Raw genomic sequence first — 11,390 nt, 5'->3', positions numbered from 1 at the left:
TGATCCGGCCCAAGGATGGGCTTCGCGCACGCGCCGCCCTCCGAACTCGACTGTTCGCCCGCGGTCTCACCTTGCGAGAACAAACACGCAGGGCTAACTTTGGTGTAAATAAACAATATCCACCTCGAAATATCTATCTCGGGCGTCCAGGTGCCATGAAGCCAATCGATGAGCAGACGGTCCTGCTTTTCCACGACGCCGCCAAGCGGGCGGCGTCGCCGGTCGCGTACGTGGAGCCGTTCGCGCTGTCGGACGACGAAGCCGCCGGCGCCTGGGCGCGCTGGTTCGCCCGCAGTTTCGACGTCTGGTGGCAGACCGCGCTGGTGGCCGGGGTGCTCGGCTACATCCTCGGCCAGAGCTCGCCGGCCTTCCTGCGCTGGCTCGAGACCCCATTCGGCTGGAAGCTGTTCGGGCTTGCCTGCATCCCGGGGGCGCTGCTGGTGGATGCTGCGCTACATGCGCTGGCCGGCAACACGCCCGGCAAGGCCCTGCTCGGGCTGCACCTGGTGGGGGTAGACCGGCGCGCACCGGGCTTGCGCGAACTGGTCGGACGCAATCTGCGGCTCTGGCGTAGCGGCCTGGCGCTTGGTCTTCCGGCAATCAGCCTGCTCGCCATGGCGCGCCAGGGGCTGCGGCTGCGCAAGGGGCTGCAGGCCAGCTACGACCGCAACGCCTTCCTGGTGCGCGCCAGGCCGGTCGGACGCTTGGCCAAGGGTGTGTTCGCCATGGCGTTTACCGGGATGTTGGCCGCGATCATCGCCTTCGACGCCATCGACCGCCAGGACAGCCAGCAAGCGGCCGCCATGCTGGAGGCGCCGCCGTATGCCTGGGACAACCCGGTGACCGGCCGTGCGGCGCCCGTCTCGGCGCAATGGAAGCACGAGATGCGCGCCGGGCCGGATGGGGCGCCGCAGCACCTGTTTACCCAGCACAGCGGCCAAGCGGTGGTGCTGTTCGCCCATGACCGGGTGCGCGGTTCGGCCTTGCGCCAGGATGCGGCGGCACTCGAAGAGCGTCTGGCCGACCGCTTCGAGCTTACCGAAAGCTATTTCGCCGACTTTCGCGGCAGGCACTCCTGGGTCGGCAGGGGCCAGCACAAGAAGGGGCCCGAATGGGTACAGCTGCGCATAGTCGAGGTGGACGGCAAGGCCTGGCGGCTCGTCGCCATGCAGTCGCCGCCGGCGGCCTATACCGACGACCTGGTGCGCGAGCTGAGCGGCGCGCTCTGGGATACCGTCCTGCGGCCGGTACCGCAGACCGGGCCGGCGCCGAGCCCATGAACGTCGTTTCGTCGGACGAAAACACCGAAGGGGCCTTGCGGCCCCTTCGGTAATGACATGGAATGGCTTACTTCTTGCGCCGCTTCGGCACCACCTTTACCTTGGTGCGCTTCCTGACCGACTTGGCCTTGCCGGAACCGGCGCGGGCGCGGGCCTTGATGCGAGCCCGGCTCGAGGCTTTCGCGACACGGACCGGCGCTTTTTCGCCGGTAATGAAACGGCGAATGTTCAGGGCATCGAGGATGCGCGCCGACGAGGCATTCGCGTTCAGCAGGATCATGGTCGCGTTCTTGCCGGCGGCCTTGATATTCATGATCAGGCAGCGTCCGGCTTCCGAGGTGTAGCCGGTCTTGGACAGCCCGATGTCCCAGCCTTTGGCGCCCACCAGGCGATTGGTATTGCGGTACTCGACCTCACGGCCGTTGATCTTGATCAGGTCCTTGGTATCGGTGGTGGCGGCGGTGATGTCCGGATAACGCGATGCGGCGGCCGCCATCTTGACCAGGTCGCCCGCATTCGAACGATTGTGCGGCGACAGGCCGGTCGGCTCTTCGATCACGGTCTGGCTCATGCCCAGCGTGGCGATCTTGCGCTTCACCGCGGCTTTGAACCCGGCGTCGCCACCGGGGTAGGTGCGCGCGAGCGCGGCGGCTGCGCGATTGTCCGAGGACATCAGGGCCAGTTGCAGCACGTCGCGGCGCGAGATCAGGGCGCCCACAGGCACCCGCGAGCTGCTGTGCTTGAGCGTGTCGACATCGCTGCGGTCGATTTCGATCAACTCGTCCATGTCCTGCTTCGCGTCGAGCACGACCATCGCGGTCATCAATTTGGTGAGCGACGCGATCGGCACGACACGGTCGGCGTTCTTTTCCAGCAAAATCTTGCCGGTGTCATCTTCTACCACGAGCACCGATTGCGAGCCGAACGGCACCGCGAATGCGGCAGCCGAAAACGACAACAATACAGTGGCAAGCAATTTTTTTAGCATTGTCGGGTTCAGGTTTGGGTTGCGTTGAGCGGGGGCGCGGCTCGCGAATCGGCGCGCAGTCAACTTTCTGGCTGTAGGGCAACTACAGTAGTTGGAAGATAGCATCTAGCATGATGCATGTCTATGGCGCACAGGAAAAAACAGGCTTGTGAACAGGAATTTTTATGAAGATTAACGATTCTCGTGCTAACCCGTCCATGAGAATTGTCAGTCTGCCCCCGATATCGCCACGATATCGCCCCTGAAAACAACAAGCCCTGCGCTGGGCAGGGCCTGGGTGGCTGACAAGACTTCCATGGTGCTGGAGGCATTGTCGAGCGATCTCGATCGACGCGCTTACTTCGACTGGTAGATCTTGTCGAACTCACCGCCGTCGTTGAAGTGGACTTGCTGGGCCTTGCGCCAGCCGCCGAACAGCTCATCCACGGTGAACAGCTGGATCGGCTTGTAGTTGGCGGCATACTTTTTCATCACGGTATCGGAACGCACCCGCAGGAAGTGCCTGGCGCCGATCTCCTGGCCGGCGGGCGAATACAGGAAGTTCAGGTAGGCGGTGGCTTCCTTGCGCTGCTTGCGGCGGTCGACCACCTTGTCGACCACGGCCACCGGCGACTCGGCCAGGATCGACACGCTCGGGTAGACCACCTCGAAGTTGTCGCCGAATTCCTTGCGCACCATGCTCACCTCGTTCTCGAAGGTCACCAGGACGTCGCCGATCTGGCGCTGGGTGAAGGTGGTGGTGGCGGCGCGGCCGCCGGCATCGAGGATCGGCACGTTCTTGAAGATGCGCGCCACGAGCTTGCGCGCCTCGGCTTCGTTGCCGCCTTTCTTCTTCAGTGCCGCGCCCCAGGCCGCCAGGTAGGTATAGCGGCCGTTGCCCGCGGTCTTCGGGTTCGGGATGATCACCTGCACCCCCGGGCGCGCCAGGTCGTCCCAGTCGCGGATGTTCTTCGGGTTACCCTTGCGCACCAGGTAAACCATGGTCGAGTAATAGGGCGCCGCATTGTTCGGGAATTTCCTGGCCCAGTCCTTGGCCACCAGGCCACGGTCGGCCAGCATGTCGATGTCGTTGGCCTGGTTCATGGTCACGACCGAGGCCTCCAGGCCGTCGGCGACGGCGCGCGCCTGCTTGCTCGAGCCGCCGTGCGACTGCTTGACGCTGACGGTCTGGCCGGTCTGCTGCTTGTAAGCCGCGATGAAGGCCGGGTTGATGTCCTTGTATAACTCGCGCGCGACGTCATAGGAAACGTTCAGCAGCTCGGTGTCGGCGGCACTGGCCGACAGCGGCAACGCGGCGCCCAGCGACAGGGCCAGCAACAGGCGGCGGAGCGGGGAAATCAGGGTCATATGGTCTCGCTTTTCAGAATCTGGTGGTGACAGGGTGAATCATCCGTCGATTGCTCAAAATACGGAACAATAGTTTTGTCATATGCTTAGTACTGCAGAGCGAAGCTGGTCCGCTGCGCCCCGTGCCTTGCGCGGCCCGGGTGCGGACAGGGATGCGCACAGCAAGGTCGGGGGCTTTCGGTGTATAGTCGTGCCCAGCCATTGCGCCTCCGGCGCGGGTTTGACCCGTTATTTATGCATAGTGATTGATGTTTGATGTCCATGGTTTTTGACATACGCAAGGCGCTGCCCGGTGATGCTTCCCCCGCCTGCGCGCTGCTGCGCCGTTCGATCGAGCTCGGCTGCCAGGCCGATCACCAGGACCGGCCCGCCGTGCTGGAGGCCTGGCTCGGCAACAAGACGGCGGCCAACGTCGCCACCTGGTTTGCCAATGCCAGCAACCACGCCCTGGTCGCCGTGCGGGAGGGCGGCAAACCGGGCGAACTGCTCGGCCTGTGCCTGCTGAACCAGGCCGGCAAGCTCGCGCTGTGCTACGTGGCGCCGGAAGCGCTGCGCAGCGGCATCGGCCGTGCGCTGCTGGCCGCGGCCGAAGAGCAAGCCCGCAGCTGGAGCATCAAGAAGCTGCACCTGCACAGTCCGGCGAGCGCGAGCGCCTTCTTCGAGCGCCAGGGCTACGTCAATGCCGGCAAGGACACCTCCTGCTTCGGCCTCGAATGCGACCTGCTGTGGAAGCAGCTCGATGCCGCCTGTGACCTCGAACCCGGGGCGGCGGCGCGCAAGCGGTTCTGCAACTGTAGCGCTTGAGGGGCTGGCAAGCAGCGTTTGCTTGCAACGCAATCACGAACACTCCTTTTGTCCCCGGGAAGCTTGCGATATAGTAAGCGCCCCGATTGGATGAGTTAGAGTTTCTTGATGGCTTCACGTAGAGATTTCCTGCAACACGGAGCCCGGCTGTGCGCCCTGGGCCTCGGCGCCCAGATTGTGGCGCCGGCCGGCGCGGCGCCCCAGGACGCCGACCTGCAACCCCCACCCGACCTGTTCGACGCGCAACTGCTCGACATCGATTTCTGGGTCAAGCCGCGCACGCTCTCCGTGGTGCGCCCGCAAAGCGGCGAGCGCGCCAAGCTGCTGTACTGGAAAGATGGCGAGGTCATCGATTCCGCCTACCAGGAGCTGTGCCACATCCTGCGCGACGTGAACGGCCGGGCGACGGCGCCGATCGATCCCAAGCTGTTCGAAGTGCTGTGGGGCACCCAGGCCTTCATCGCGCGCTACGGCATGACCCAGCCGCTCGAGATCCTGTCGGGCTACCGCACCGAGGCGTCGAACAAGCGCCTGGTCGAGGAGGGCGTGCCGGCGGCGCGCAAGTCCCTGCACATGGTCGGCAAGGCGGCCGACATCCGCATCGCCAGCCTGAACGAGGAAGTTCTTGGCGGACTGATCCGGAGCTTCCGCCAGGGTGGCGTCGGCTACTACTACCGGTCCGGCCCCCGGGGCGGCTGGATCCATGCGGACACCGGGCTGAAACGCACCTGGAAGGGCTGAGGGGAGCGCGTCCTACCCGTGCGTGCGGGCCATCGAACTTCCGTTAATATAAGCCCGTCATGGTCAGGGCGGCTGCCTTGGTCGATCAGTGTGCTTTTTCAAGGAGGCAATGATGGCAACGATGAATACCCCAACGATGGACCGCAGGACGATGGGTGAGCGGCGTACGTCGATGCGTGCCCATCAGCGTTCGGCCATGTCGGCGCTCGACTACCTGGCGATGGCGCTCCTGATTATCGGCGGCCTCAACTGGGCGATGGTGGGCCTGTTCGACGTCGATATGGTCGCTACCCTGTTCGGTCCGGGCAGCCCGGCGACCCGCATCGTCTACGTGGTGGTGGGCCTGGCGGCGCTGTACTCGATCTATACCACGGCCAAGATGGCCGGCAGCAAGCGCTCGACCTGAGCGGCATGCGCGTCGGACTGATTTCCGACACGCACGGGTTGCTGCGCCCGCAGGCGCTCGACTTCCTGCGGGGCAGTGACCACATCATCCATGCCGGTGACATTACCGGCCCCGACATCCTCGCGCCGCTCGCGGCCATCGCGCCGCTGACGGTCGTGCGCGGCAATAACGACCGCGGCGACTGGGCCGACAGCATCCCCGAGACCGCCATCCTGCGGCTTGGAGAGGTCGGCATCTACGTCATCCACGACATCAAGGAACTGCCGATCGATCCGGCCGGGGCGGGCGTGCGCGTGGTCGTGTCGGGCCATTCGCACAAGCCTTCGGCGCAGGAGCGTGAAGGCGTGCTCTACGTGAACCCCGGCAGCGCCGGCCGCCGCCGCTTCTCTCTGCCGATCTCGGTAGGTGAACTTCTGCTGGACCGGGGGCAGGTACGGGCGCGGTTGGTGAGTCTCGAGGTGGCGTAGCGAAAAAAACGCTCCCGGACCCTGCTCCGGGAGCGAAACGGGATGCCTTACTTCATGGTATGGCTCTGCCAAGCGGTATCGACCGCGTGCTTGCCGGCCTGGTCCCCGTAGGTGAAGCTGTAGCGCACCACGTCACCGATCTTCAGGCCGCCGGCATGGTAGGCATTGCGCTTGCCGTCGAGCCGCATGCGCACGTTTTGCTGGGCGCCATTGTTGACCGTGTAGTGGACGTCCGCCCAGCTGCCGGTATCGGCGCTGAACTGCAGGGTGGTGGCCGAATCCTGCGAGACCGAGGCGATCCCCGCCATGGCTTGGTTGCCGATGCCGACCTGGCCCTTGCCGTCGAGCTGGTAGACGCGCACATAGTCGACGTACATGGTGCCGGGCAGCGGCGCGGTGACCTGGCGCGCGGTGGCGGCGTCGGTGAAGTTGCCGCCGACGGCGAGGTTCAGCAGCAGGTAGAAGGGCGCCTGGAGCGCGCTGGAGTTCACTGCCAAGGGCGCGTCGTACATGTCGCGCTCGACGCCGTTGTCGGTCACGGTGAAACGCATCTGGCTTTCGTCCCAGTACAGGCGGTAGGTGACGAAGCGGTTGACCAGCGGGGTGGTGGCGACATACCAGTTCCTGGTCTGCCAGGCGGTCGAGGCGGCGCAGCTTTCGTTGCCCGGCACGCAGGCGGCGTCCTGGTAGGTGATGACGTTCGAACCGACGAAATTGTTGGCCGAGGGCGAACCGGCCGCCGCCCGCACCTCCGCCTTGTGCCCCATCTCCATGATGTCGATCTCGCCGTTGCGCGGCCAGGTCTGGGAACTCACGCCCAGCATCCAGGCGGCCGGCCACAGGCCGGTCTCGACCGCCGGCGTGCTCATCCGCACCTCGACCATCCCGTACTTCACCTGCACCTTGCCCTTGGTGTCGATCTTGCCCGAGGTGAAGGCGTTGCTGCCGGCCCGCTGGCGACGGGCCTCGATCGCCAGTGCCCGGGTGCCGGATTCGAAAGGCACATTCACGATCGACAGGTTGTTCCGGCTGTAGTATTGCAGCTCGGCGTTGCCATAGCCGCACAGGCCGATCTGGCAGCCGTTGCCATCCGAGGCGCTCCATATGGCGGTGTTCAGGCCGGTGCCGTTGAATTCCTCGGACCACAACAGCTGGCCGATGACCGGGTTGGTGACGCCGGCCGTGGCCTGGGCGCCGACAGCCAGCAGCACGCTGCCGGCCACTGTTTGGAAAGCTTTCCACTTCGAGCGGGTTTTTTGGGCTTGGTGATGCACGTCGACTCCTTGTCTCACTCCGATTGAAAGACGCGCCAGGATAGCGCGCCCATGTCGCCAACTTTCGCGTTGGTCTGATCCGATCTTGCCGGCATGGATGGAAACGTTTCCAACCGGCATGGAAAAATATATGCGCATTTGGTATTGACGTCAAATGCAATCGTGCGCAGGGTTTGATCTTTCGCAGCGCTCGCTGTGACGTCGATTCGGCGATAATGCGGCAAACCGTGGAGACCGCATGACTGAGCACACAGACGCATCCATCATTGCCGCATGGTCGCGCAATACCGATCCCTGGACCGCAGCCGTGCGCAGCGGCGAGATCGCATCGCGGGTGCTGGTCACGAATGCCGCCATCGTGGAGACGGTGCGGGCGCGCGCACCCCGCAGCGGCGTCGACCTCGGGTGCGGAGAAGGCTGGCTGGTGCGGGCGCTGCCCGGGATCGACATGGTCGGCGTCGACGCGATTGCCGGCCTGGTGGCGCAGGCGAGGCAAGCCGGCGGCGGGGAATTCCGCCAGCTGCGCTACGAGGACATCGCGGCCGGAGGGCTGCGGATGGCCGCCGACGTGGCGGTTTGTAATTTCTCGCTGATCGGCGATGCGGCGGTGCGCGGCCTGTTCGGCGCCGCACCCACCTACCTGCGGCCGGGCGGGCACCTGATCGTGCAGACCGTCCATCCGCTCATGGCCTGCGGCGACCAGCCCTATGCCGACGGCTGGCGTGACGGCAGTTGGTCCGGCTTCAGCACTGCGTTCGCCGACCCGGCTCCCTGGTACTTCCGCACGGTCGCAAGCTGGCTGGCGCTGTTCGAAGCGCATGGCCTGCGGGTGGTCGAGATGCGCGAGCCGCTGCACCCGCATACCGGCAAGCCGGTGTCGCTGATCCTGGTCGGCCGCCTGCCAGGATCGGCAGCGGAATGAACCCGCGCCCCGTGGCCCGGGACGGCGGAAATGCAGCGGGTCTGCATACTGCCAGGTGAAAATCCCGTAAGATACGGCTCGTTCCGCTTTTCGCTGCATCACATGAATCTGCCACCCGAAACACCGCCGCCACGCTTTCGCCCCCGTCCCTGGACCGCGCTCGAGACTCCGCAGGACGTCGAACTCTGGATCGACGAGCACAATCGCGCGCTGCAGGAGCTGGTCAGGCCGACCGAAACCGGCGTCGGCATCTGCTTCACGCTGGCCGAGGGTGGCGCGCTCTACATGCAGACCACCGGCGACGCCGTGCTGCTCGAGGTCGAGCCCGAAGCCGACTGGATCGCTCCGTTGATCGTGGCGGCGACCGGGGCCGAGCCGCCGCGCGGCCAGCTCTGGGTGCTGCCCGACGACAGGCTGGTGCAGTTGATCCTCGGCCTGTCTACCCTGGTCGCCAGCACGACCCTCGTCACCGGCCATCCGTTCGGCTCGCGTGGGCGCCGCGCCGGCTACTGAGCGTCGGACACCCCGGCACTTCCCGCCCGCGCGATATTCAGTTATAAAGTCAGCGCTGAGGAAGTCAGCGCAACCTGGGAGGGAGACAATTTGATGGGCAAGCATTCGAACATCGCGGCACGCCGCAGGCTGCTCGGCCTGGCGCTGGCCCTGGCCGCATCGGCGGCGGCGCTGCCGGCACAGGCGGCCGACCTGCTCGCCGAGGCCAAGGCGCGTGGCACCCTGCGCATCGCCATGGAAGGCACCTACCCGCCATTCAACTTCAAGGACCCGAAGAGCGGCCAGTTGACCGGCTACGATGTCGACGTGGCGCGCCTGGTCGCCGGCAGACTGGGCTTGAGGCCGGAATTCGTCGCCACCGAGTGGGCCGCGATCCTGGCCGGCCTGGCCGCCCGCAGGTATGACGTGATCGTCAGCCAGGTCGGCATCACGCCCCGGCGCGAGCAGGCCTTCGACTTTTCCCGTCCCTACACCTATTCGTTCCCGCAACTTATCGTGCGCAAGAACGACCGCGCCAGCTACGCCAGCCTGAACGACCTCAAGGGCCGCAAGGTCGGCGTCGGGCAGGGCAGCGTGTTCGAGCAGCAGGCCAAGGCGGTGCCCGGCATCGAGGTCAAGAGCTATCCGGCCGCGCCCGAGAACCTGCAGGACCTGGCCTTCGGCCGCATCGACGCGGCGCTGAACGACAGCCTGATGGTGGCCTACCTGCTGAAGAATTCCCCGCTGCCGATCAAGGCCGGGGCCCGCGTCGGCGCTCCCGAGCGCATGGGCATCGCCTTCCGCAAGGGCAATCCGCAATTCAAGGCGGCGGTCGACAAGATCCTGCAGGACGCCGGCAGCGACGGCAGCCTGAAGGCGCTGTCGCTCAAGTGGTTCGGCACCGACGCCAGCCGGCCGGCGCCATGATGGCGGCCGCGCCTATGACAGCGACGAGGGCGGCGGGCAAGGCGGCTACGTGGAGCTGATCGCGCTGCTGCGCGACGCGGCCCCGGTCCTGCTCACCGGGGCGGGCTACACCCTGCTGTTCGCGGTGGCCTCGATGATCGGCGGCCTGGCGATCGGCGTGCCGGTGGCCTTGATGCGTATTTCGCCATGGGCGGCGATCCGCCTGCCGGCCAGCCTGTATGTGAGCCTCATGCGCGGCACGCCGCTGCTGGTGCAGATCTTCGTCATCTATTATGGCTTGCCGAGCGTGGGAATCGAATTCACGCCGGTGACCGCGGGCGTACTGGCGCTGTCGCTGAATGCGGGCGCCTATCTGTCCGAAAGCCTGCGTGGTGCGATTCGGGCGGTGAGCGCAGGGCAGTGGCGCGCCAGTTTCAGCCTGGGCCTGGGCTATTGGCAGACCCTGCACCACATCGTCCTGCCGCAGGCGCTGCGCATCGCCGTGCCTTCGATGAGCAATACGCTCATCAGCCTGATCAAGGATACCTCGCTGGTGTCGGTGATCACGATGACCGAGCTGATGCTGGCGACCAAGGAAGTGATCGCGGTAAGCTTCCAGCCGCTGCCCTTGTACCTCGCGGCGGCCGCCATCTACTGGCTGCTCAGCCTGTTTTTCGAGGCGATCCAGCGGCGCGCGGAGCGCCGCCTGAACCGGGCGCACGCCGCGTCCTGAGCGGCGCGGCGCCTGGCCGTCAGCGGCTCGGGCTCGACTAGCGCTTGCCGCCCTGGTCGTCCTGCTGCTTGAAGGCTTCCGATGCTTGCCGGGCGCTTTCGCCCCGCTGCTGGTGATCCAGGTCGTCCAGTGCCGGCGTGCCACCGGAAGCGTGCTGGCCACCGTGCTGCTGGCTACCTTGCTGCTGGCCTTGTTGCTGGCTGCCGGATCGCTGGCCCGATTGCTGTCCGGATTGCTGGCTGCCCGATTGCTGGCTGCCCGACTGGCGGCTGCCCGACTGCTGGTTACCCTCGCGCTGGCCCTGGCCGGCGGCAGGGACCAGCTCCTGGCCCTGGTCGGCCTGCGAATTGTCCGCTTTCGACTGCTTCTGGTTCGGCTGCTTGTTCATTATCGTCTCCTCGTCGAAGATTGGTGAGCCACCATCTTAGTCCTCCTGCTGACCGCGGCAATCGGAATCCGTGCGGCGCGGACGTAGGACGGCTCGCACGAGATTGCACCAAGGAAGGAAGCGGTTCGTGCGGCGCAAGGAAAACGCGCACCGCGGCAAGCCTGCTGGCTGCCCCGGTGCGCGCCGATGCCGCTTGAACACTAACGATTGCCGCGCCCCTGGTCGCCGTCGTTTTGGCTCCAGGCCTGCGAAGCATCCTGGGCGGACTCGCCCTGGCGCGCACCCAGGCCGTCGAGCGCCGGGGTGCCGCCGGAAGCGTGTTGCCCTCCCGATTGCTTGTTACCTTGTTGCTGCTGTCCCGCCTGCGGCCTGTCGCCCTGGGCGCTCTTGCCGCTCGCGGTGTTGGTGGTGTTCGTGGTGTATATGCCGAACTCGTCTACGTCATTGTCGTGACGCGGACCCTTGATGCCATGTCCCTTGTTTTCACCCATACCTGTCTCCTTGCGCAAGTGTCGATGGTCCGATGATAGACCTCCCGCCGCAAGCGGCAATCGGAATCGGCGCGGAGCTGCCGTAGGACGGCTCGTACAAAGTCATCGGTAAAAACCGGGAGACGGCTAGTAATGCCGTTCAGTTAAGCGT

The 11,390-nt window shown here is 65.6% G+C and carries 14 protein-coding genes; 9 read left to right on the top strand and 5 right to left on the bottom strand.

What is annotated here, in order from left to right; all coding sequences use genetic code 11:
• Positions 1 to 155: 155 nt before the first annotated feature.
• Complete coding sequence (locus tag IM543_15205) at positions 156 to 1,280, top strand: RDD family protein (GenBank protein QOY92938.1); 1,125 nt, start codon at positions 156 to 158, stop codon at positions 1,278 to 1,280.
• A gap of 67 nt (positions 1,281 to 1,347) precedes the next feature.
• Here the strand turns inward: IM543_15205 and IM543_15200 are convergent, their stop codons facing one another.
• Positions 1,348 to 2,268: a serine hydrolase gene (locus IM543_15200; protein QOY96703.1), complete on the bottom strand. Its 921-nt coding sequence runs from the start codon at positions 2,266 to 2,268 to the stop codon at positions 1,348 to 1,350.
• Positions 2,269 to 2,604: 336 nt separating this feature from the next.
• A complete protein-coding gene (locus tag IM543_15195; GenBank protein ID QOY92937.1) occupies positions 2,605 to 3,615 on the bottom strand; it encodes a sulfate ABC transporter substrate-binding protein in 1,011 nt (336 codons plus the stop codon).
• A 255-nt stretch (positions 3,616 to 3,870) separates the two neighbouring features.
• Between IM543_15195 and IM543_15190 the strand changes: the two genes are divergently transcribed.
• The 4 genes from IM543_15190 (at position 3,871) to IM543_15175 (ending at position 6,033) form a co-directional block, all read left to right on the top strand.
• The gene (locus IM543_15190) at positions 3,871 to 4,419 is read left to right on the top strand and encodes a GNAT family N-acetyltransferase (protein ID QOY92936.1); all 549 of its coding nucleotides are present in this window, start codon (positions 3,871 to 3,873) and stop codon (positions 4,417 to 4,419) included.
• A 108-nt stretch (positions 4,420 to 4,527) separates the two neighbouring features.
• Positions 4,528 to 5,160 (top strand): YcbK family protein, encoded by a 633-nt coding sequence (locus IM543_15185; protein ID QOY92935.1) that lies wholly within the window; start codon positions 4,528 to 4,530, stop codon positions 5,158 to 5,160.
• A gap of 112 nt (positions 5,161 to 5,272) precedes the next feature.
• Positions 5,273 to 5,566 carry a DUF378 domain-containing protein gene (locus IM543_15180; GenBank protein ID QOY92934.1) on the top strand — a complete coding sequence of 98 codons (294 nt, stop codon included), beginning with the start codon at positions 5,273 to 5,275 and terminating at the stop codon, positions 5,564 to 5,566.
• 5 nt (positions 5,567 to 5,571) lie between these two features.
• Positions 5,572 to 6,033, top strand: coding sequence for a metallophosphoesterase family protein (locus IM543_15175; protein QOY92933.1), 462 nt, complete (start codon positions 5,572 to 5,574; stop codon positions 6,031 to 6,033).
• Positions 6,034 to 6,080: 47 nt separating this feature from the next.
• Here the strand turns inward: IM543_15175 and IM543_15170 are convergent, their stop codons facing one another.
• The gene (locus tag IM543_15170) at positions 6,081 to 7,427 is read right to left on the bottom strand and encodes a glycoside hydrolase family 16 protein (protein ID QOY92932.1); all 1,347 of its coding nucleotides are present in this window, start codon (positions 7,425 to 7,427) and stop codon (positions 6,081 to 6,083) included.
• A 118-nt stretch (positions 7,428 to 7,545) separates the two neighbouring features.
• Between IM543_15170 and IM543_15165 the strand changes: the two genes are divergently transcribed.
• The 4 genes from IM543_15165 (at position 7,546) to IM543_15150 (ending at position 10,360) form a co-directional block, all read left to right on the top strand.
• A complete protein-coding gene (locus IM543_15165; GenBank protein ID QOY92931.1) occupies positions 7,546 to 8,229 on the top strand; it encodes a methyltransferase domain-containing protein in 684 nt (227 codons plus the stop codon).
• 102 nt (positions 8,230 to 8,331) lie between these two features.
• Positions 8,332 to 8,742, top strand: a complete 411-nt coding sequence (locus tag IM543_15160) for a hypothetical protein (GenBank protein ID QOY92930.1) — start codon at positions 8,332 to 8,334, stop codon at positions 8,740 to 8,742.
• 93 nt (positions 8,743 to 8,835) lie between these two features.
• Positions 8,836 to 9,648 carry a transporter substrate-binding domain-containing protein gene (locus IM543_15155; GenBank protein QOY92929.1) on the top strand — a complete coding sequence of 271 codons (813 nt, stop codon included), beginning with the start codon at positions 8,836 to 8,838 and terminating at the stop codon, positions 9,646 to 9,648.
• Positions 9,649 to 9,697: 49 nt separating this feature from the next.
• Positions 9,698 to 10,360, top strand: coding sequence for an amino acid ABC transporter permease (locus IM543_15150; protein ID QOY92928.1), 663 nt, complete (start codon positions 9,698 to 9,700; stop codon positions 10,358 to 10,360).
• A gap of 37 nt (positions 10,361 to 10,397) precedes the next feature.
• On the opposite strand, the gene IM543_15145 is transcribed toward IM543_15150, so the two are convergent.
• Entirely contained in the window at positions 10,398 to 10,748 is a 351-nt protein-coding gene (locus IM543_15145) for a hypothetical protein (GenBank protein ID QOY92927.1), read from the bottom strand.
• A gap of 200 nt (positions 10,749 to 10,948) precedes the next feature.
• Complete coding sequence (locus tag IM543_15140) at positions 10,949 to 11,239, bottom strand: hypothetical protein (protein ID QOY92926.1); 291 nt, start codon at positions 11,237 to 11,239, stop codon at positions 10,949 to 10,951.
• Positions 11,240 to 11,390 lie beyond the last annotated feature (151 nt).

Source organism: Massilia sp. UMI-21 (assembly GCA_015277795.1).
Lineage (GTDB): Bacteria > Pseudomonadota > Gammaproteobacteria > Burkholderiales > Burkholderiaceae_D > Telluria.
Note: the sequence above shows the minus strand (reverse complement) of the source record. Positions and strands in the feature narration are given on the sequence as shown.